At 67.4% G+C, this 20,547-nt stretch carries 14 protein-coding genes; 8 read left to right on the forward strand and 6 right to left on the reverse strand.

The features are described 5' to 3' along the window. The first annotated feature begins 10 nt into the window (after nucleotides 1-10). From rfbF to V5F68_RS18560, 5 genes are read left to right on the forward strand one after another with little or no spacing between them, the layout of a single operon-like run. Nucleotides 11-784: a glucose-1-phosphate cytidylyltransferase gene (gene rfbF, locus V5F68_RS18540; RefSeq protein WP_348843967.1), complete on the forward strand. Its 774-nt coding sequence runs from the start codon at nucleotides 11-13 to the stop codon at nucleotides 782-784. Then, complete coding sequence (rfbG, locus tag V5F68_RS18545) at nucleotides 775-1,836, forward strand: CDP-glucose 4,6-dehydratase (RefSeq protein ID WP_394015698.1); 1,062 nt, start codon at nucleotides 775-777, stop codon at nucleotides 1,834-1,836. Before rfbF ends, rfbG begins: the two co-directional genes overlap by 10 nt. Then, nucleotides 1,833-3,068, forward strand: coding sequence for a methyltransferase domain-containing protein (locus V5F68_RS18550; RefSeq protein WP_394015697.1), 1,236 nt, complete (start codon nucleotides 1,833-1,835; stop codon nucleotides 3,066-3,068). The genes rfbG and V5F68_RS18550 overlap by 4 nt, the downstream gene beginning before the upstream one ends. Continuing rightward, nucleotides 3,065-3,595 carry a dTDP-4-dehydrorhamnose 3,5-epimerase family protein gene (locus tag V5F68_RS18555; protein ID WP_394015696.1) on the forward strand — a complete coding sequence of 177 codons (531 nt, stop codon included), beginning with the start codon at nucleotides 3,065-3,067 and terminating at the stop codon, nucleotides 3,593-3,595. Before V5F68_RS18550 ends, V5F68_RS18555 begins: the two co-directional genes overlap by 4 nt. Then, nucleotides 3,592-4,893: a glycosyltransferase family 2 protein gene (locus V5F68_RS18560; protein ID WP_394015695.1), complete on the forward strand. Its 1,302-nt coding sequence runs from the start codon at nucleotides 3,592-3,594 to the stop codon at nucleotides 4,891-4,893. Before V5F68_RS18555 ends, V5F68_RS18560 begins: the two co-directional genes overlap by 4 nt. Before the next feature lie 56 nt (nucleotides 4,894-4,949). On the opposite strand, the gene V5F68_RS18565 is transcribed toward V5F68_RS18560, so the two are convergent. Continuing rightward, nucleotides 4,950-6,206 carry a glycosyltransferase gene (locus V5F68_RS18565; RefSeq protein ID WP_394015694.1) on the reverse strand — a complete coding sequence of 419 codons (1,257 nt, stop codon included), beginning with the start codon at nucleotides 6,204-6,206 and terminating at the stop codon, nucleotides 4,950-4,952. Continuing rightward, entirely contained in the window at nucleotides 6,203-7,279 is a 1,077-nt protein-coding gene (locus tag V5F68_RS18570) for a radical SAM/SPASM domain-containing protein (RefSeq protein ID WP_394015693.1), read from the reverse strand. Before V5F68_RS18570 ends, V5F68_RS18565 begins: the two co-directional genes overlap by 4 nt. Nucleotides 7,280-7,612: 333 nt before the next feature. Here V5F68_RS18570 and V5F68_RS18575 point away from each other — a divergent pair, with 333 nt between their 5' ends. From V5F68_RS18575 to V5F68_RS18585, 3 genes are read left to right on the forward strand one after another with little or no spacing between them, the layout of a single operon-like run. After that, nucleotides 7,613-8,851, forward strand: coding sequence for an FkbM family methyltransferase (locus tag V5F68_RS18575; protein WP_394015692.1), 1,239 nt, complete (start codon nucleotides 7,613-7,615; stop codon nucleotides 8,849-8,851). After that, entirely contained in the window at nucleotides 8,848-9,573 is a 726-nt protein-coding gene (locus V5F68_RS18580; protein WP_394015691.1) for an FkbM family methyltransferase, read from the forward strand. The genes V5F68_RS18575 and V5F68_RS18580 overlap by 4 nt, the downstream gene beginning before the upstream one ends. 58 nt (nucleotides 9,574-9,631) lie before the next feature. Next, nucleotides 9,632-10,444, forward strand: coding sequence for a cephalosporin hydroxylase family protein (locus tag V5F68_RS18585; RefSeq protein WP_394015784.1), 813 nt, complete (start codon nucleotides 9,632-9,634; stop codon nucleotides 10,442-10,444). A 217-nt stretch (nucleotides 10,445-10,661) separates the two neighbouring features. Here the strand turns inward: V5F68_RS18585 and V5F68_RS18590 are convergent, their stop codons facing one another. The 4 genes from V5F68_RS18590 to V5F68_RS18605 all read right to left on the reverse strand — a co-directional run bounded on the left by V5F68_RS18590 (nucleotide 10,662) and on the right by V5F68_RS18605 (nucleotide 20,513). After that, nucleotides 10,662-12,575, reverse strand: a complete 1,914-nt coding sequence (locus tag V5F68_RS18590) for an O-linked N-acetylglucosamine transferase, SPINDLY family protein (RefSeq protein ID WP_394015690.1) — start codon at nucleotides 12,573-12,575, stop codon at nucleotides 10,662-10,664. A 550-nt stretch (nucleotides 12,576-13,125) separates the two neighbouring features. Then, nucleotides 13,126-14,034: a hypothetical protein gene (locus V5F68_RS18595; RefSeq protein WP_394015689.1), complete on the reverse strand. Its 909-nt coding sequence runs from the start codon at nucleotides 14,032-14,034 to the stop codon at nucleotides 13,126-13,128. A gap of 108 nt (nucleotides 14,035-14,142) precedes the next feature. Beyond that, on the reverse strand, nucleotides 14,143-17,430 hold the full coding sequence (locus V5F68_RS18600; RefSeq protein ID WP_394015688.1) for an efflux RND transporter permease subunit: 3,288 nt from the start codon (nucleotides 17,428-17,430) through the stop codon (nucleotides 14,143-14,145). Continuing rightward, on the reverse strand, nucleotides 17,427-20,513 hold the full coding sequence (locus V5F68_RS18605) for an MdtB/MuxB family multidrug efflux RND transporter permease subunit (protein ID WP_394015687.1): 3,087 nt from the start codon (nucleotides 20,511-20,513) through the stop codon (nucleotides 17,427-17,429). The genes V5F68_RS18600 and V5F68_RS18605 overlap by 4 nt, the downstream gene beginning before the upstream one ends. Between the last annotated feature and the right edge of the window lie 34 nt (nucleotides 20,514-20,547).

Below are 20,547 nucleotides of genomic sequence, written 5' to 3' on the forward strand. Positions count from 1 at the left end.
GCGGGGCGCGATGAAGGTCGTCATCCTCGCCGGCGGCCGCGGCTCGCGCCTCGCGGAAGAAACCAGCGTGCGCCCCAAGCCCCTGGTGGAGATCGGCGAAAAGCCGATCATCTGGCACATCATGAGCATCTACGCCCATTACGGCTGCAAGGACTTCATCGTCTGCGCGGGCTACAAGGGCTATCAGATCAAGGAATATTTCGCCAATCTGGTGCTGCACCATTCCGATATCACGGTCGATCTCGCGCAGCATAAGATCCATTACCACCAGTGCACCAAGCCCGATTGGCGCGTAAGCATCGTCGACACCGGGCTCGACACCATGACCGGCGGCCGCCTGAAGCGGGTCCGCGACTATCTCGATCCCGGCGAACCCTTCTGCATGACCTATGGCGACGGTGTGGGCGACGTGGATATCGCCGCCGAGATCGCCTTCCATCGCCAACACGGCCTGCTTGCCACCATGTGCGCGGTGGCGCCGCCGGGCCGCTTCGGCGCGGTCAATCTGGAAGGGGCGCGCGTCTCGGCCTTCGTGGAGAAGCCGACGGCGAACAACCAGCGGGTCAACGGCGGCTTCTTCGTCCTGCAGCCCGAGGTTCTGGACCTGATCGAGGGCGACGATACCAGTTGGGAAAATGCCCCGCTGGAGGCCCTGGTGGAGCGCGGCCAGCTCGCCGCCTATCCCCATGACGGCTTCTGGCGCCCCATGGATACGCTGCGCGAGCGCATGCATCTCGACGAGCTCTGGGCTTCGGGCGAGGCGCCCTGGAAGGTGTGGCCGTGAGCGACTTCTGGAACGGCCGCCGGGTGCTCGTCACCGGGCACACCGGCTTCAAGGGCGCGTGGCTCTGCCTGTGGCTGGAGAAGCTCGGCGCGAAGGTCAGCGCCATCGCCCTCCCGGCGGAGGGATCGCCCGCGCTTTACGACCTGCTCGCCCCATGGGACGGGCAGGCGCATTATCATGGCGACGTGTGCGCGGCGCGCCCGCTTGCGGAGCTCGTCGCAAAGGCGCGCCCGCAGGTGGTGTTCCATCTCGCGGCGCAGGCTCTGGTGCGCCAGTCCTATGCGGCGCCGGAGGACACTTTCGCGACCAACGTCATGGGCACCGCCAATCTGCTCGCTGCCGTGCGCGACACGCAGGGCGTCGAGGCCGTGGTGGTCGTGACCACCGACAAGGTCTACGCCAATGACGGCGCCGGAACGCCGTTCGCGGAAGACGACCGGCTGGGCGGCAAGGACCCCTACAGCGCCTCGAAGGCGTGTGCAGAACTCGTGGCCGCCAGCTTCCGCGAGAGCTTCTTCAAGGCGTCGGGCCCGGCGCTTGCCACCGCACGGGCGGGCAATGTGGTGGGCGGCGGCGACTGGGCGGCCCATCGCCTCGTGCCGGATTTTGTTCGCGCGCTGCAGGCGGGCGAACCCATCCGCTTGCGCTATCCCGCATCCGTGCGCCCCTGGCAGCATGTATTGGAGCCGCTGAGCGGCTATCTCGCCCTCGCGCAAGTGCTGGTGGAGCGGCCGCGGGATGCGCCGCCTGCGGTGAATTTCGGCCCCTATCCGGAAAGCTTCGCAACCGTGGCGCAAGTGGCGGACGCGCTCGGCGCCGCATTTGGACGCCCCCTGCCCTGGACTCGCGACGGCGCCAACCATCCCCCCGAGGCGGATGCGTTGCGCCTTCACTCCGACCTCGCCGCGCGCACCCTCGGCTGGCAGCCGCTGCTGTCCATGCAGGACACGCTGACCTGGACCGCCGAGTGGTACCGCGCCCAGACCGAAGGCGCCGACATGCGCGCCTTCTGCCTCGCGCAGATCGCCCGTTATGAGGACCTCCGCCCATGACCCCCGGACATTGCCGCTTCTGCGACACGCCCCTGCGCCAACGCTTCGTCGACCTCGGAGAAATGCCGCTGGCCAACGCGTACGTGCCGGAAAGCCGGCGCGGCTCGAAGGAAGCGCGCTATCCGCTGCGCGCCAGCGTTTGCCCGACCTGCCGGCTGGTGCAGGCGGATGCCTTCGTGGAGCCGAAGGAGATCTTCAGCGACTACGCCTATTTCTCCTCCTACAGCGATAGCTGGGTCGCCCATGCCCAGCGCTTCGCCGCCCTTGCCACCGCGCGTTTCGGCCTCACCCGCACGTCGCAAGTGGTCGAGGTGGCGAGCAACGATGGCTACCTGCTGCGCCATTTCATCGCCGCCGGCATTCCCGCCCTCGGCATCGAACCGGCTGCGAACGTGGCGCAGGCGGCGCGGGCAGCGGGCGTGCCCACGGAGACCCGCTTCTTCGGCGCCGATGCGGCGGTCGGCCTTGCCGCGCGCGGTTATCGCGCCGACCTGCTGGTCGCCAACAACGTGCTCGCCCACGTGCCGGACATCAATGATTTCGTCGCCGGCCTGGCACGGCTGGTGAAGGCGGATGGGGTGGTCAGCGTCGAATTCCCGCACCTGCTGCGGCTGATCGAGAGCGTGCAGTTCGACACCATCTACCACGAGCATTTCTATTACCTGTCGCTGCTGGCGGTGGAGAAGATCTTCGCCGCCCACCGGCTGAAAGTCTTCGACGTGCAGGAATTGCCGACCCATGGCGGCAGCCTGCGGGTGCTCGCCTGCCACGCAGCCTCCCATGCCCATGCCGAGACGCCGGGGGTGGCCAAGGTGCGTGCCGACGAAGCCCAGGCGGGACTGGACGCGGACGCGGTCTACGACGGTTTCCAGAACCGCATCGCGCCGATCCGCACGGCGCTCCACGCCTTCCTCGATCAGGCACACGCCGCCGGCAAGCACGTCGCGGCCTATGGTGCCGCAGCCAAGGGTAATACGTTGCTGAACTTCTGTGGGGTCGGCCCGGACCAGATCGACTATGTGGTGGACCGCAATCCCCACAAGCAGGGCCATCTTCTTCCCGGCAGCCACCTGCCGATCCATGCGCCGGAAAGGCTTGCGCAGACGAAGCCCGACTTCGTGCTGATCCTGCCCTGGAATATCAAGGATGAAGTGATGGCCGCGAACGCCATGGTGCGCGACTGGGGCGGACGTTTCGTGGTCGCGGTGCCGGACCTGGCGGTGCTGCCATGAGAATTTCTCACACATCCATCTCCGGCGTCATGCAGGTGCATGTGAGCCCGCGCACCGATGCCCGCGGCTTGTTCGCCCGCACCTTCTGCGCCGACACCTTCGCCGCGCACGGGCTCGCGACGTCTTTCCCTGAGGCCAGCACCTCCTGGAACCCCCATCTTGGAACGCTTCGCGGCCTGCACCTGCAGGCGGAGCCGAAGGGCGAGGCGAAGCTGGTGCGCGCCACGCGCGGACGGATATTCGACGTGGTCGTGGACCTGCGCCCCGCTTCCCCGACATATCTTGCCTGGACCGCGTGCGAACTGGACGCGGCCCGCCGGAACGCGATCTATATTCCCGAAGGCTGCGCGCATGGCTTCCTGACCTTGGAGCCGGGCTGCGAGGTCTTTTACCAGATGTCCCAGAGCTACGACGCCGAACTTGCCCGCACGTACCGGTGGGACGACCCGGCCTTCGCCATCGCTTGGCCCGCCGCCCCGCGCGTCATCTCCTCCAAGGATGCCTCGGCATCGGAGCTCCACCCATGAACTTTCCCGCCCGCAACCTGACGGCCGTTGCGCACACGCACGCGGGCATGTGCGATCAGCCGACGCTCAGCCTGTGCATCCCCACCTACAACCGCGCCCCGTTCCTGGATTATCTGCTGAGCAGCCTGGCGCGTGAGTGCGCGTTCGGCTTCAGCTTCGAGATCGTGGTCTCGGACAATGCCTCGAGCGATGAGACAGCGGAGGTGGTGGCCAGGCATCAGGAAGCCGGCCTCGCCCTCTGCTATTTCCGGCAAGACGAGAACAAGGGCGGCCTGCCCAACCTTCTCACCGCTTTTCGCCGCGCGCGGGGGCGCTATGTCATGTATCTCGCCGACGACGACCTGATCGACGTGGAGGCGCTTGGCGAAACCATCGCCTATCTGCTGGCGAATCCCGAAATCCGCGCCTGCTATACGCCTTGGGAACTCTATGACGACGTCACCAAGCAGCCGGGACGCATGTTCTTCGACCTGCCGGAGGATTTCGTCATTCATCCGGGCCAGGAACTGGACCTGCTCGGCCACATCATCGACAACCACATCTTCCCGGAAACCGTGATCTATCGCGCCGACGCGGTGCGCGACATCTCCAGCGAGGCGCGCTTCTGCTATTGGGCGTTCAGCTATCTCGCCCATGTGGTGCAGCACGGGCCGGTGGCGTTCCGCCGCAAGCATTATTATCGCTCGGTCACCGCAAGCCCCGTGGCGCCCCAGCGCACCCAGGCCGGCCACGAACAGGCCATGACCGATTGGGACAGCTATCGCGGCGGCCTGGAATATCTCGTCTATGTCTTGCTCCGCCGCTCCGGCGCGACGCTGAGCCTGGAGAACAAGCGCGCGTTCCGAGATATGATCGACATCTTCATCGAGACCCGCATGCGGGTGGCGCTGCGGCTCTGGCTGGGTCGCGGTGATTTCCTGCGGGCCTACGAACTGATCTGCCGCATCCATTATCTCGACCCCTCCCAGGTGGCCTCCGTCGATCAGGTGGACAAGCTGCCCTTGCTTATTCTCGCCCAGACCCTGGCGCGGCTCGCCAACGGCATCGCCGGACTGGACCGCATCCAGCTCGAGGGGGTGGAGGACGGCCAGTCGGTCGGCAGCCTGCTGCGCGAGATGGGGCTGGAGCGTCGTATTCTTGTGAGTCCCGCAGTGCCGAATCTCAGCGACAAGGCCAAGCAGAGCAGCCTTGTCTTCCTGCGCAACGAGGCGGCGCGCCAAGGCTTCCTCGATGAGGGGTACATGCCGGGGCTGATCGTCAGCGAGCGCGAGCTTCTGGGCGGGATCGAGATCGGTTAGAGCCGCGGCACCCGGCGCTATGGACGCGGGCCCGTCAAGGCTGGGGCCGCGTCGATCTAAAGAAGAGGCAGCCCGTCGAGGCTCGGGTCGCCGGGAAAGCAGTCACGGAAATGGCCCGCCGTGCCCTTTGCGGCCGTATCGCCGAAGAACCGCCGACTCGCCACGCACGCCTCCGCCGCATCCGTCCGCACCGAAGACAGGAACCAGGCACGCGCATCGGTGCCGAGGCGCGCTGCGAAATCGCGGCGGCGCGGCGGAACCCGCATCAGATCGCAATAGTGCTCCGCGAAAGCGGCCACGGACACCTCAGGCGTATGGCTGCGCGCCATGTCCCGCGCACCCGTCATACCCATGCGCAGCAGCCGCTGCGGCTCGGAACAGGCCCAGTCGATCAACGCCGCACCGGCTTCGACACTGCCCACAACGAAGCCGTTGCGGCCGTGCGAGACGATGGTCCGCTCGGCGGGATTGTCCCAGACCAGAGGCACGGCGCCCATCGACATGGCTTCCACCAGCGCGTTCTCGCCAGTGCCGTAATGGTGCGGGTTCAGGGGATAGAGAAACAGGTCCAGCGCACCGAGGACCGCGCGCGGGTCGGATGCATAGCCTTCAAGCCGTATACGCTCGGGATGCCGCATTGCCGCGGCCCGCGCGGCCACCTCGCCGGCGGGATCGAGCGTGCCCCAGAGCGACATCTGGATATCGTCCGTCACGGCATCGACCATGTCGAAGAACGACGGGTGCATCTTGATGAAATCGAGCGTGCCGAGATAGCCCATCCGCACCTTTGGGGCCGCTTGGCGCGGGCGCGGCGGGGCGTCGAAGCCGAACCCGCTGTTCACCACGCCGAACGCCCCCGGCCGCGCCGCGATGGCGGCGGCGAGGGTTTGCGCTTTCAGCGAACAGGGTGAGGTGAACAGCACCTTGTCCGCGAGTTCCGCGAGCCGGGACGGGATCAAGGGCGGCGCCAGGCCGGAAATATGCACCCACAGCGCCAGGCGCATGGCCGGCAGAGTGTTGGAAGCCAGCAGGGCATAGAGCCGCGGATGGTTCCACCATTCCACCTGCACGATATCGGCGCGCGCCACCAGGCGGGCGAGTTCACGTGGCTCCGGCGCCAGGGTGACGGTGCAGCCGGCGGCGCGCACGCGCTCCACGAACTGGGCATCGCGCGGGGGTTCCAGCAAAGCGAAATGGTGCAGGTCGACCTCCGCACCACCAGCCCCCCCAAAGCCGCGGGCCGCTTCGGCCAGCGCGGCATGGGCCTTCCCCACGCCGCCCCCCAGATGGGGAGCGATGTGGAAGATGTTCATTCCGCCGCCGCCGGCAGGCGGGCCGGCAAACCGCCGGGAGCCGCGACAGCGGGGTTCACTTTCACCTGGGCTTTGAAGGTCTCCAGAATCTGCTGGCGATGGGCGTCGATATTGTCCGGCAGGCAGTGGCTCAGCTGGCCGCAGCTGTGGCATACGCCGTTGTCGCACCGCTTGCCCTCCAGATGCTGGAGGCGCAGCGCGTTCATCTTATCCGAGGTCCAGATCTCCTTCATGGAAGCCTGGCGCACGTCGCCGATCACCAGCTTGCGGCCCCAATCGAGGAAGCAGGAACTGACCTGCCCGTCCGCATTCACCGAATAGCCGTAGAAGATGTAGGGGCAGGTGTCGGTCTTGCCGACCGGCTGCTGGTAGATGCCACCGGTGATTTTGACGCCGCTGCGCGCTTCCACGTCGAATTCCGGCCAGCAGGGCGCGAAATTCTCGATGAAGATGCGGTCGCAATGATCGCCGAACGTGTCGTAGAATTCAGCCCGCTGCGCGTCGGTAATCAGTTCGCCGGGGATTTTGATCACGACCTCGCACTGGCCCTTGTTGGCATAGAGCCATTTCACATTTTCGACGAAGGCCTCGAAATCAAAATCGAACCCGGTGAAGCGCCGGTATTGCTCGCCCGTCATGCCGTCGACCGAGATGTTGATCTTGTCGAGGCCCGCCGCGATCACCGGCGCGAGCCGCTCGGGCGAGAGGAAGGTACCGTTGGTGGTGGTGTCGATATAGTCCACATGCCCGCTCGCCTTGGCATAGGCGATCATGTCGGCGAGGCGCCGGTTCAGGAACGGCTCGCCGTCCTTGTACAGCCGCAGGACCTTGATCTTGTCGTCGAAGGCGCCCAGGTCGTCGATGATCTTGGTGAAGACCTCAAACTTCATGGCGCCCTGGTAGCGGCCGGTCTCGCGGATCAGGTCGCGATGGCCGGTGGGGCAGAAAGTGCACTGGAAATTGCACGCGCTCGCGGGGTCCACGAACACCACGAACGGGGTGGCAAGCGGAATCACCGTTTCCAGGGCCGTGCGGCCCTCCAGATTAATGCGCGGCTTGACCTGTGCCTTCATGACCTCTCCACCCACCCGAGGCTGAAGCCGCCTGGTTGCGCGGCGGACACGGACATGCCGAACCGCGCCGCGCCAGCGCTTTAGCCTGTTGTTCCGGCCCATGCCGAAGGATGGCGGCACTCAATCAGCGGTTCATTGCGCCAGGCTGTCCTCGCGCTTCGCCCAGGCCACAAGCCCGGCGAAAGCATCGTGTTGCACGCTTTTGTCAAAGGCGCGGACAGGCGGAAAACGCCCGGCGCGCGGACACGCGGCAGGAGGAGCGGGCATGAGTGTTTCAATGCATTTGCGCGATCTCGCGCCCGGCGCGGCGCGCGCGCATCCGGCGGCGGCATCATGACCGCCTTTCCCAACATGGGTGCGGACGGCGCGCGGGCGCCCACGCCCTGCCCGGTGCGCGCCCGCCGCTTCGATGCCGTGCCGGACCGGCGGTCCGCCATGGCCCTGCTTCAACATCTCAATGCCCGCGCCATCCCGCCCCGCCCGGTGAAACGCGACGGCCGGCCGCTGGCGCTTTATGGCGCCGGCAATCTCGGCAAGCTGGCGCGCCAGCATCTCGACGCCATGGGCCAGCCCATCGCCTTCATCGTCGATGCGGACGCCGCGCGCCATCTCGCCGACCCCGACTGGCACGGCCTCAGCATCCTTTCGCCCGAGGACGTGGCGCCGCACGTCCGTCGCGAGACGGTGCTCGCGGTCTCCATCGCAAACATGCCCTACACACCGATCCAGGCGGAGCTGGCGCAGCAGGGCTGGGCGGCCTGCGTGCCATTCTATGACGTGGCGGAGGCCTTTCGCGACCGCCACCCGCTGAGCAATGGCTGGTTCAGCGGCCCGCTGGATCTTGCCGGCTTTGCCGCGGCCGCCACCGCATTGGAGCGGTTCGCCGACGACGCCTCGCGCGCCCATTACCTGCGCTTCGCCGCCTGGCACATGGCCCGGGAGGAATGGGATTTCGCCGGTGCGCCGGTCGTTCCCGCCACGCGCTTCTTCATTCCCGAACTCGCCGCGGCGCTGCGGGCGGGCGCACGCTTCCTGGACGGCGGCGCCCATCACGGCAGCGTCACGGCGCGCCTGATCGAGCAGGTGCGCGGACAGGTTTCCGCGGTATGGGCGATCGAGCCGGACTCCGCCAACGCCGCCGTTCTGCGCGCTTTCGTGGCGGGATTGGACGGGCGGGTACGCGCCCGCGTTCACGTGCTCGGCCATGTGGTCGGCGCGCGGCGCGAGAGCGTGCCCTTCCATGAGGGGCTGGGCTACGCCTCGCAGATTTCGTCCACCGGCCAGTCCCAGCGCGAGTGCCTTCCCATCGACGCCCTCGGCCTCGATCCGACCTATGTGAAGCTGCATCTGGAAGGCGGCGAGCTGGCGGCGCTCGAAGGCGCGCGCGAGACCCTGCGCCGCCACCGCCCGGCGGTCGCGGTGACCGTCTATCACAATGCCGACGGCCTCGCCCGCACCCCCTCGTGGCTGGCCGCGAACCTTGAAAACTACGAGCTGCTCATGCGCACCCACGCCTGGTGCGGCACCGGCGCCGTGATCTATGCCCTGCCCAAGGAATACCTGCACAAATGAGCATCTTCGTGAGTGACAGCCGGTTCATCATGGATCTCGGGATGAACAATGGCGACGATACCGCCTATTATCTGGCCAAGGGTTTCAACGTGGTGGCGGTGGAAGCGAACCCCGCCCTGGTCGCCGCCGCAACCAAGCGTTTCGCCACCGAGATCGCCGCGAAGCAGGTCACCATCCTGCCCAATGCGGTGGCCGGAAAGGCCGGCCACGTGAGCTTCTTCATCAATGAGCACAATGACCACTGGAGCAGCATGGACAAGGGCTGGGCCGGCCGCGAGGACAGCGCCTGCCATGCCATCCAGGTGGAAGCGCTGACCCTCGGCCAGATTTTCGACCGTTTCGGGATTCCCTATTATCTGAAGATCGACGTCGAGGGGGCGGACAAGGAGATTCTGTCCCAGCTCGGGCGGCAGCTCATCAAGCCGCTCTATGTGAGCGTCGAGGATTGCCGCTTCGGCTTCGAATATATCGAGATGCTGGCAGCCGCCGGATACGACGGCTTCAAGCTGCTGGACCAGTCCACGGTCCACGAACTTCATGACGATGCGATCGGATACAAATTCCCGCCCGGCTCGTCCGGCCCGTTCGGCCGCGCGCTTCCCGGCCAATGGCTGAGCCGGTGGGACATGCATTCGGTCTATGCGCGCACCGTACGGGACCGCTCCGGCACCCGCCTCGCCCCACGCACCCGCTGGTGGGACATCCACGCCACCCGGCGCTGACCTCCGACACGCAAGCAGACCACTCCAGATGCACGCCCCCACACAAAGGCTCGCCGACATGACGCCGGACCAGACCTTCGCCAAATACGTCGCCGGCAACATCGCCGGCATCGGCGCCGACCGTGATTTTCTCGGCCTGTCCAACATCTGGGTGCGCGAATGCATCCGGCACAATTACGCGCAGAATTTCACCTGGCTCGGCCGCCCCATCATCCAGGTGCCGCAGGACACCTATGCGATCCAGGAGCTGATCTGGCGGGTGAAGCCGGACCTCGTGATCGAGACCGGCATCGCGCATGGCGGCTCGCTCATCCTCAGCGCCTCCATGCTGGCGCTGATCGACTATTGCGAGGCGATGGAGCGCGGCACGCCGCTTGATCCGCGCGCCGGCGGGCGCAAGGTGATCGGCGTCGACATCGACATCCGCCCGCACAATCGCGCCGGCATCGCGGCACACCCGCTCGCCCGCAAAATCGAGATGATCGAGGGCTCATCCATCGACGACGGCATCGTTGCGCGCATCCGGGGGGCAGCGGCGCAGGCCGAAACGGTGATGGTGTTCCTCGATTCCAACCACACCCACGCGCATGTGCTCAGCGAACTGGAGCTTTACGCCCCCATGGTCTCGCAAGGCTCCTATGTGGTGGTGTGGGACACCGGGGTGGAGGATCTGCCCGCCGACATGTGCGCGGACCGGCCCTGGGGCAAGGGCGACAATCCCAAGACCGCCGTGTGGGACTATCTGCGGCGGCTGGACAATGATCCCCGCCACGCCGACGACGGGGAACGGCTGCGGTTCGAAATCGACAAGGTTCTGGAGCACAAGCTCGCCATCACGGCGGCCCCGGACGGCTTCCTGCGCCGCCTGTGAGCGGCGCGGATGCTCGATTCTGCCGCAAAATGTTTCACGTGAAACAATGAGTTAGCGCAGACGAGCAGGGGTTTCGTGGCGCTTCTCCGCGCCATGGCGGCGGACGAAACCGGCATTTCGGGCGAACGTTCGCCCAAGACTTCGGCGAACGCGCGGTTTCACCCGTCCGGCGAGGCCGGAGCCGCTTACGGGGAGGCCGGAGCCGCCGGCGAGCGCCTCACACCTGCGGTGGGATGCTCATCGCCTCGGGCGTAATCCTTATGGCCTCCGGCGGCTGGCCGGCGCAGCGCAAGGCGTGGATCCGCGCATAGGCCGCCTCCAGCCCACGGGCATAGCGGGTGGCGTCGAACAGATCGGCATTGGCGCGGTTGGCGGCAAGGCGGGCGCGCAGGTCGGCCAGCCGCTGCGGATCGCGCGCGAGCGCCAGGGCCAGCGCCTCGTACTCTGCCAGCGTGTGGGTGACGAGCTCCGGCAGGCCCACCGCATGCAGCAGGCTGCCGGCGACCCGGCTGGCGAAGCTCTCCCCCGCGCAGGTCACCAGCGGCACCCCGGCCCAGAGGGCATCGCTGGCCGTCGTGTGGGCATTGTAGGGCAAGGTATCGAGAACCAGGTCGGCGTGGCGATGGCGCGCCAGATGGTCCGCCAGCTCGGCGCGCGGCGCGAAGATGATGCGGCTCGGGTCGACGCCGAACATCCCCGCCTCATAGTGCAGATTGTCCCGTGCCGCGTCATTGGCCTCGAACAGCCAGAGCACCGATCCCGGCACCGCCGCCAGCAGGCGCATCCACACGGCGAAGACATCGGGCGTGATCTTGTAGGTATTGTTGAAGCAGCAGAAGACGAAGCCGCTCTCGGGCAGGCCGCAGGCGGCACGCGAGGGCACCTGCGCGGCGATGGCGCGGCGGCTGTCGTTGGGCTGATAGGTGCCGGGCAGCTGGACGATCTTCTCGTCATAGAGATCGGCGGCCTCGAGCGGGGTCACGAAGGCGTCGCCGATGATGTAATCGATGAACGGCGCGCCCATGGTGCCGGGATAGCCGAGATAATTCACCTGCACCGGCGCGGGGCGCAGGGCCATGATTTCGGTGCGGCAGCCGAAGGTGTAGCCCTTCAGATCCACCAAGATGTCGATGCCGTCGGCGCGGATGCGGCGCGCCGCCTCCGCATTGCTGAGGGCGCCCACCTCGACGAAATGGTCGAATGCGTCCACCAGCCGGCGCCGCATGGGCGAGCCGTCGTCGGGGCCGTAGGAATAGGCGAAGGTTTCGAACCGCGCCCGGTCGTGCCGCTCGAACAGTTCCACCGCCAGAAACGCCGTGGCATGGGCGAACAGGTCGCGGGAGAGATAGCCGACGCGGATGCGCCGGCCGGGCTCAGGCACCGCGTGCAACGGGGGCAGGATATCTTCCGCCTTCACCCGCACGCCCCGGGCCCAGACCCGCGCGGCGCGCAGATGCTCCTGGGCGGGAACGCGGGCGGCGAGGCGCATGAACGGGCCGGTGCGGGCGCCGGTCGAGGCGAGCACGCGCGTCAGCTCCGCCTCCTCCGCCGCGCTGCCGCGCCATTCGCAGGCATGGCGACGCTGGATCGAAAGGCCGTAGAGCGCCACCGGATCCTGCGGCCGCAGCCGCAGCGCCTGGCGAAAGAATTGGATCGCCTGCTGCACCTGCCGGCTCTCGGCACAGATGCTGCCGAGATTGATATAGGCCTCCGCATGGTTGGGATCGGCCGCGAGCGCGGCATTGAAGGCCGCCACCGCCTCCGCAAGGCGGCGCATCTCGAACAGCACCAGGCCCCGGTCGGCATGAAGCGCGGCAAGGCCCGGCTTGGCCGCGCAGGCCGCTTCCAGCAAGGCGAGGGCATCGGCATCGCGACCTTCGCGATAGGCGGCGATGGCCGCCTGCCCCAGATGTTCGGCGACCAGCACGCCCCGCGCCATGGCGGCGCGCAGGGTCTCGTGGGCGGCACGCGGATCGGGCTTCGCCACCTGGACCGCCGCGAGGCCGATCCAGGCGCCGGCCTGCTTGGGATCGAGGGCGAGCGCCTGCCGATACAGCGCCTCGGCGCCCGCGCCGTCGCCGGATTGCTGCGCCGTGCGGGCGCGTACCATCAGCCCGAGGGCGGAGGCCATCGCGCCCACCCGCGCCTGCGGCCTGCCCTGCGCCGCCCGTGCCCTTTGCTGCCTGCCCATGAATGCGATGCCTTCTTCCGCCCGCGCGCGCCGGACGTGTTCGTCCCGGCGCGCCGCGAGACGCTCCGCATTCGATCCTGGGCACGTGACCTTGCACGGGGCTGGTTCCCGCGCCGGCCCGGACGGCACGCCTGCAATCGCTGAAGATCGAGGCGGGGCAAGACTTTCGGGCCGGTCCGTCCATATTGGATGCATCTGCGAAAGGAGACGCCTTCCTCTTGCCGCAATAATCCTCTACACCTTCAGACCTCAGCGGTGGCGCCGGAAACGGCGACTTGGGGAACGGACGGATGTACTCCGGCCCCGGAGCATAGCTGAGACAGGAAGCCCCGCGTCAGCGGGGCTTTTTTGTTGTCTACGTGGTCGGCAAACCATTTCCTCTACGGTATGTACGGTGCTGGAGCGCCGTGCAAATGACGGCCGCCCGAGGTGCGCAGGCCGACCAACGGTCACACGCGGCCGCCGGGGCCGACACGTCACCCAATGCCCTTCACTTGCCGCGGGCGATGTCGAGCAGGGCGTCCGCGCGCTTCACCGCCACGGGGAAGAACGGCTGCGCCGGCGCTTCCTTGGCGAAGCAGACGCGGAAGGCCTGCGAGCCCGCGTCATTGATGCGGGTCAGCTCCTCCCAGCGCGGATCCTCGCTCTTATTGTCCTTTTCGATCGCCTTCTGCAGGGCCTCGGCCTTGGTCTTGTAGGGCTTCCAGATCGCCTCGCAGGCCGCGAGGGGCTTGATGTCCAGCTTCACCATGGTCAGGCCGATCATGGCCTTGCCGTCGGCGATCCGCACGATGGCGATTTGGTTGGGGGCGATATTGCCGGGCGGCTCATCGGCCTGGAGGCCGAGCACCGCGAGCGCGGTTTCCCCGGGCGCCGCTGCCACCGGCAGGTCCACATAGGGCTGGTAATAACCGCCGTCGAAGGCGAGCGCATTCTGGAAGAATTCAGCGGTGGCCACGGCCGGCTTCACGCCGCCGGCGAGCGCGGCGGGCGCCCCGTCGTCCTTGGCGCGCGCGACCAGCCAGGGCTGGAACACGCTCTCGGGCGTGACGACGAGGCGGGTGCTGACATCCTTGTTCGCGAAGGCCAGCCCGTCGAGCAGGCGGGTCGGACTGCTCTCGTCATAGGTGAGGGTGAAGAGCGTGTAGTTCGGCGCACCCAGGCCCTTGAACTTGAGCGGGCCGAGGGCGGTCGCGAGGCGCTTGCCCAGATCCTTGAGGGCGGCCTCCTCGCGCTTGACCACCGCCGCATCCCCGCTCTTGCCCGCCTTGGCGGCGGCGAGCGATGCGGCGATCGCCGTGTCGCGGGCGGCGACATAATCGCCGAGCGCATCGGCGACAGCAGGCAGCGCGGCCGCAAGGAACAGGACGCAGGCGAGGGGACGGACTATTCCTCTCATGGGCTTTCCTTCAAAGACGGCGAACCGGTCCTGCCGGCCCGCGCGTAACGGAAGGTTAAGCACGGCCAAGGTCAAGCCTGAAATGCACGCGGGCGCCCGTGCGCGATCCTATTCCGCCGGGGCCAGCGGCGGGGCAGCGGAGCCGGGTTCTGCGCCCCGCGCGGCGGCCGGGCGGCGGCGCAGGCGGTCGAGCAGCAGATAGACCACCGGGGTGGTGTAGAGCGTCAGGATCTGGCTCACCATGAGCCCGCCGATGATGGTGATGCCCAGCGGCTGGCGCAGTTCGGCCCCCGTGCCTGACGCGAGCGCCAGCGGCACGGCGCCGAAGATCGCCGCGAGCGTGGTCATGAGGATGGGCCGGAAGCGCTGCAGGCACGCTTCGCGGATCGCCGCCTCCGGCGAGAGGCCGCGCGCACGCTCTGCCTCCAGGGCGAAATCCACCATCATGATGGCGTTCTTCTTCACGATGCCGATCAGCAGGATCACGCCGATCAGCGCGATCAGGCTGAACTCGCTCTTGCACACGATCAGCGCCAGCACCGCCCCCACCCCCGCCGACGGCAAGGTGGACAGGATGGTGAGCGGGTGCACGAAGCTCTCGTACAGGATGCCGAGCACCAGATAGACGCTCAGCAGCGCCACCAGGATCAGCAGCGGCTGGGTGCCCAGCGATTGCTGGAACAGCTTCGCCGTGCCCTGCGAGGTGCCGTGGATGCTCGCGGGAACGCCGAGCTGCACCATGGCCCGGTTGATCGCCGCCAGCCCCTCGCCCAGCGTGATGCCGGGCTTGAGATTGAACGAGAGCGTGCTGGCCGCGAACAGGCCCTGGTGGTTCACCGCCAGCGGCGTGGTGCCGGGGCCGAAGGTGGCGAAGGCGGACAGCGGCACCGAGAGATTGAACTTGGTGCTGACCGCGGCCCCGGTGGAGGCGCCCGATTTCGTGGTGTTGGCGATGCGGTTGGTATTGGCGTTGCGCACCGCGTCCGCCGACAGCGCATCGGCCGAGCCCGTGAGCTGGGTGGACACCGCCGCAACTGCCGCCACCGCCGCCGTGGAGGCGCTGCCCGCGAGCGCGCCGCCGGAGGTGGAGATGCGGATGTCATCGAGCGTGCGCGGGTCCTGCCAATAGGACGGCGCCACCTCCATCACCACGTGATACTGGTTCAGCGGCGCGTAGATGGTGGAGACCTGCCGCTGGCCGAACGCGTCATAGAGCGTGTTCGAGATCTGGGCCATGGAGAGCCCCAGCCGGGCGGCGGTGTCGCGGTCGATCTTGAGGTCGATTTCCAGGCCTTTTTCCTGGGTGTCGGAATTCACGTCGGCGATTTCCGGCACCGAACGCAGAGCTTCCGTGATCTTCGGCGTCCATTCGCGCAGCAGGTCGAGATCGTCGCTTTGCAGCGTGTATTGATATTGCGCGTTGCTCTGCCGCCCGCCGGCGCGCACGTCCTGCATGGCCTGGAGGAACAAGGTCGCGCCCGGCACCTTGGCGAGCTTGGGGCGAAGGCGCGCAATCACCTGGTCGGCGGAGGCGTCGCGCTGCTCCAGCGGTTTCAGGGCGATGAACAGATAGCCCGAATTGGTCTGCGCCCCGCCGGTATAGCCCACCACGGTATCCACCGCCGGGTCGGCCTTGACGATATCGACGAAGCGGCCGAGCTTCTCCCGCATGAGCTGGAACGAGATGCTCTGATCGGCCTGGATGCCGCCCATGATCTGGCCGATATCCTGCTGGGGGAAGAAGCCCTTCGGCACCACCGTGAACAGGTGCACGTTGAGCGCCACGGTGGCGACGAGAATGACCAGCACGAACAGGCGATGGCGCAGCGCCCAGCCGAGCGTCACATCATAGCCCGACAGCACCGCGCCGAACATCCGCGCCCCCATGCGGCCGATGCGGCCCGGCGGCTTCTTCGAGGGCGGGGAGATGAGCCGCGCGCACATCATCGGCGTCAGCGTCAGCGACACCACCAGCGAGACCAGGATGGTGATGGAGAGCGTGACCGCGAATTCGCGGAAGAAGCGCCCGACGATGCCGCCCATGAGCAGGATCGGGATGAACACCGCGATCAGCGACAGGCTCATGGAGAGGACGGTGAAGCCAACCTCCTTCGCCCCGAGCAGCGCCGCCTCCATGCGCGTCATGCCCGCTTCCACGTGGCGCGTCACGTTCTCCAGCACCACGATGGCATCGTCCACCACGAAGCCGGTGGCGATGGTGAGCGCCATGAGGGAGAAATTATCCAGGCTGTAGCCCAGCAGGTACATGAAGCCGAATGTGCCGACGAGCGACACCGGCACCGCGACGCTCGGAATGATCGCGGTGCGCAGATCGTGCAGGAACAGCAGCACCACCCCCACCACCAGGATCACCGCCAGAACCAGGCTGCGTTCCACATCGTGCAGCGAGGCGCGGATCGAGCCGGTGCGGTCCATGGCGATGGACAGGTCGATGTCGGCGGGGATCGAGGCGCGCAGCTCCGGCAGCACCGCCTTCACGCGCTCCACCGCCTCGATGATATTGGCGCCGGGCTCGCGCGAGAGGATCAGAAGCACCGAGGGGCTGCCGTTGGCGAGGCCCTCGTTGCGCACGTTCTCGACCGAATCCACCACGTCCGCCACCTCGGACAGGTGCACCGGCGCGCCGTTGCGATAGGCGACCACCAGATTGCGATAAGCGGCGGCCTCATGCGCCTGGTCGTTGGTGTAGATCTGATAGCGCTTGTCGCCCTGCTCGATCGCCCCCTTCGGCGCATTGGCATTGGCCGAGGCGAGCGCGGCGCGGATGTCCTCCAGCCCGATGCCGTATTGGAACAGCGCATGGGGATTGATCTCCACCCGCACCGCCGGCAGCGAGGAGCCGCCGATGGTCACCAGCCCCACGCCCTTCACCTGGGAGAGCTTCTGCTGCAGCACGGTGGCGGCGGAATCGTAGAGCTGCCCGCGGCTCAGGGTGTTTGAAGTCAGCGCCATGATCATGATCGGCGCGTCGGCGGGATTGACCTTGCGGTAGGTGGGATTGCTGCGCAGCGCCGCCGGCAGATCCGCCCGCGCCGCATTGATGGCGGCCTGCACGTCGCGCGCCGCGCCGTCGATGTCGCGGTCGAGGCCGAATTGCAGGGTGATGCGGGTGGAGCCGAGCGTGCTGGTGGAGGTGATCTCGGAAACGTCCGCGATCTGGCCGAGATGGCGCTCCAGCGGCGTCGCCACGGTGGAGGCCATGGTCTCGGGATTGGCCCCCGGCATGGAGGCCGTGACCTGGATGGTCGGCAGGTCCACCTGCGGCAGCGGCGAGACCGGCAGGAAGAAGAAGGCGAGCGTCCCCGCCGCGGCAAACCCCAGCGTCAGCAGCGTGGTCGCCACCGAGCGCCGGATGAAGGGCGCGGAGATGTTCATTCCGCGGGTTCCGCCGCCATGCGCGGCCGCCCGCTGAATCGCCGCGCCAGATTTTCGAACGCGAGATAGATCACCGGCGTGGTGAACAGGGTGAGCACCTGGCTCACCACCAGGCCGCCGACGATCGCCACCCCGAGCGGCTGGCGCAGTTCCGCGCCGGCGCCCGAGCCGAGCATCAGCGGCAGCGCGCCGAGGATCGCCGCCATGGTGGTCATCAGGATCGGCCGGAAGCGCAACAGGCAGGCCTGGTAGATCGCCTCGGCGGGCGGCAGGCCCTGGTTGCGTTCCGCATCGAGCGCGAAGTCGATCATCATGATCGCGTTCTTCTTCACGATGCCGATCAGCAGGATGATGCCGATGATGCCGATGATGTCGAGCTCTCCGCCCATGGCCATCAGGCCCAGCAGCGCGCCGACGCTGGCCGAGGGCAAGGTGGAGAGAATGGTGATGGGGTGGATGTAGCTCTCATAGAGCACGCCCAGCACGATATAGACCGTGACGATGGCGGCAAGGATCAGCAGCAGCTCGTTGCCGAGCGCCGCCTGGAAGGCGAGCGCGGCGCCCTGGAACGAGGTGACCACGCTCGGCGGCAAGGCGATGTCGCGCTCCGCCTGCTGCACCGCCGCCACCGCCGCGTCGAGCGCCACGCCGGGCGCGAGGTTGAAGGAGACCGTCACGGCCGGAAACTGGCTGAGATGGCTGATCTGCAGGGGCGCCGGCCGCTCGGTGATGGTGGCGATGGCGGACAGCGGCACCTGCGCGCCGTTCGAGCCGGGCAGATAGACCGTGTCGAGGGATTTGAGCGAGGCTTGCAGCTTCGGATCGGCTTCCAGGATCACGCGATACTGGCTGGTCTGGGTGAAGATGGTGGAGATGATGCGCTGGCCGAAGGAATCGTAGAGCGCGTTGTCCACGGTCGCCATGGTGATGCCGAACCTTGCGGCGGTGTCGCGGTCCACCGTGATGTCCACGGCAAGGCCCTGATCCTGCTGGTTGCTGGTCACGTCCGCGAGTTCCGGGCTGCGGGACAGGCGATCCAGCAGGCGCGGCACCCACAGCGACAGCTCCGCCGGGTCGGTATCCTGGAGCACGAAGGTGTATTGCCCCCGGCCCGAGGTCGCGTCGATCGTGAGGTCCTGCACCGGCTGGAGATAGAGCGCGATGCCGGACAGGTGCGCCACGTCCGCCGTGATGCGGCGGATGACCTGAGAGACGGTGGCCGTGCGCTCGCCCTTGGGCTTCAGCTCGATGAGGAAACGGCCGCTGTTGAGCGTCGCGTTGGTGCCGTCGGCGCCGATGAAGGAGGAGAGCGCGGAGACGTCGGGATCCTTCAGGATGGCGGCGGCCAGCGCCTGCTGGCGTTCCGCCATGGCGGCATAGGAGATGGATTGCGGGCCTTCCGAGACGCCGGAGATTAGCCCCGTGTCCTGCACCGGGAAGAAGCCCTTGGGGATCGCCACATAGAGCGCCACCGTCAGGCCGAGGGTCGCCACCGCCACCAGAAGCGTCGCGCCCTGGTGGCGCAGCACCACGCGCAGCATGGCGCCGTAGCCGGAGATCACGCTGTCGAACCAGGTGCGCTTGCGCGGGCCGTCTTCCACCGGCCGCGCCTTGAGCAGGCGCGCGCACAGCATGGGCACCAGGGTCAGCGAGACCACGGCCGAGATCAGGATCGTCACCGCGAGCGTGATGGCGAATTCGCGGAACAGGCGGCCCACCACGTCCGCCATGAACAGCAGCGGGATCAGCACCGCGATCAGCGACACGGTGAGCGAGACGATGGTGAAGCCGATCTGCGCCGAGCCCTTCAGCGCCGCGTCGAACGGCTTCATCCCCATCTCGATATAGCGGGCGATGTTCTCGATCATGACGATGGCATCGTCCACCACGAAGCCGGTGGCGATGGTCAGCGCCATGAGCGAGAGATTGTTGAGCGAGAAGCCCGCCAGATACATCACCGCGAAGGTGCCGACGATGGAAAGCGGCACCGAGAGGCTGGGGATCACGGTGGCGGGGATGTCGCGCAGGAACACGAAGATCACCAGCACCACCAGCACCAAAGCGAGCACCAGCTCCAGCTCCACGTCGCGCACCGAGGCGCGGATGGTGGTGGTGCGGTCGGTGAGCACGGCGACATCCACGCTCGACGGCAGGTTGGCGGTGAGTTCCGGCAGCAGCGCCTTGATCTCGTCCACCACGGCGATCACGTTCGCGCCCGGCTGGCGCTGGATGTTGAGGATGATGGCCGGCGTGGTGTTCATCCAGGCGGCGAGCTTGTCGTTCTCCGCCCCCGCGATCACCTCCGCCACCTGGGAGAGCCGCACCGGCGCCCCCTTGCGATAGGCGATGACGAGATCGCTATAGATCGCCGGATCGCGGATCTGGTCGTTCGCGTTCACCGAATAGGCCCGCATGGGGCCGTCGAAACTGCCCTTGGGCGTGTTCACATTGGCATTGGCGACGCTGGTGCGCAGATCGTCGATATTGAGGCCATAGGCGGCGAGCGCGGAGAGGTTGGCGCGGATGCGCACCGCCGGCCGCTGGCCGCCGGACAGGCTCACGAGGCCGACGCCGGCGATCTGCGACAGCTTCTGCGCCACCCGCGTGTCGGCAAGGTCCTGAAGCTCGGTCGGCGCCAGCGTCTTGGAGGTCACCGCCAGGGTGAGGATCGGCGCGTCGGCGGGGTTCACCTTGGCATAGATGGGCGGCGCCGGGAGATCGGAGGGCAGCAGGTTGCCGGCGGCATTGATCGCCGCCTGCACTTCCTGCTCGGCCACGTCCAGGGACAGTTCCAGCCCGAATTGCAGCGTGATGACCGAGGCGCCCGCCGAGGAGGCCGAGGACATCTGCTTGAGATTCGGCATCTGCCCGAGCTGGCGCTCCAGCGGCGCCGTCACGGAGGAGGTCATCACCTCCGGGCTGGCACCGGGATAGAAGGTGCGCACGGCGATGGTGGGATAATCCACCTCCGGCAAGGCGGAAAGCGGCAGGAAGCGGAACGCCACGATGCCGACCAGCAGCAGCGCCGCCATCAGCAGGGAGGTGGCGACGGGCCGAACGATGAACGGTTGGGAGGGATTCACGCCGCGCCCTCCCGCACCGCGACCATCTGCACCG

Source organism: Roseixanthobacter pseudopolyaromaticivorans (assembly GCF_043195145.2).
Lineage (GTDB): Bacteria > Pseudomonadota > Alphaproteobacteria > Rhizobiales > Xanthobacteraceae > NCEH01.

Excerpts from the sequence above, each read along its gene's own strand:
- rfbF (WP_348843967.1), top strand. The coding sequence starts at position 11 with ATGAAGGTCGTCATCCTCGCCGGCGGCCGCGGCTCGCGCCTCGCGGAA.
- V5F68_RS18550 (WP_394015697.1), top strand. The coding sequence starts at position 1,833 with ATGACCCCCGGACATTGCCGCTTCTGCGACACGCCCCTGCGCCAACGC.
- V5F68_RS18555 (WP_394015696.1), top strand. The coding sequence starts at position 3,065 with ATGAGAATTTCTCACACATCCATCTCCGGCGTCATGCAGGTGCATGTG.
- V5F68_RS18560 (WP_394015695.1), top strand. The coding sequence starts at position 3,592 with ATGAACTTTCCCGCCCGCAACCTGACGGCCGTTGCGCACACGCACGCG.
- V5F68_RS18565 (WP_394015694.1), bottom strand. The coding sequence starts at position 6,206 with ATGAACATCTTCCACATCGCTCCCCATCTGGGGGGCGGCGTGGGGAAG.
- V5F68_RS18570 (WP_394015693.1), bottom strand. The coding sequence starts at position 7,279 with ATGAAGGCACAGGTCAAGCCGCGCATTAATCTGGAGGGCCGCACGGCC.
- V5F68_RS18575 (WP_394015692.1), top strand. The coding sequence starts at position 7,613 with ATGACCGCCTTTCCCAACATGGGTGCGGACGGCGCGCGGGCGCCCACG.
- V5F68_RS18580 (WP_394015691.1), top strand. The coding sequence starts at position 8,848 with ATGAGCATCTTCGTGAGTGACAGCCGGTTCATCATGGATCTCGGGATG.
- V5F68_RS18585 (WP_394015784.1), top strand. The coding sequence starts at position 9,632 with ATGACGCCGGACCAGACCTTCGCCAAATACGTCGCCGGCAACATCGCC.
- V5F68_RS18590 (WP_394015690.1), bottom strand. The coding sequence starts at position 12,575 with ATGGCCTCCGCCCTCGGGCTGATGGTACGCGCCCGCACGGCGCAGCAA.
- V5F68_RS18595 (WP_394015689.1), bottom strand. The coding sequence starts at position 14,034 with ATGAGAGGAATAGTCCGTCCCCTCGCCTGCGTCCTGTTCCTTGCGGCC.
- V5F68_RS18600 (WP_394015688.1), bottom strand. The coding sequence starts at position 17,430 with ATGAACATCTCCGCGCCCTTCATCCGGCGCTCGGTGGCGACCACGCTG.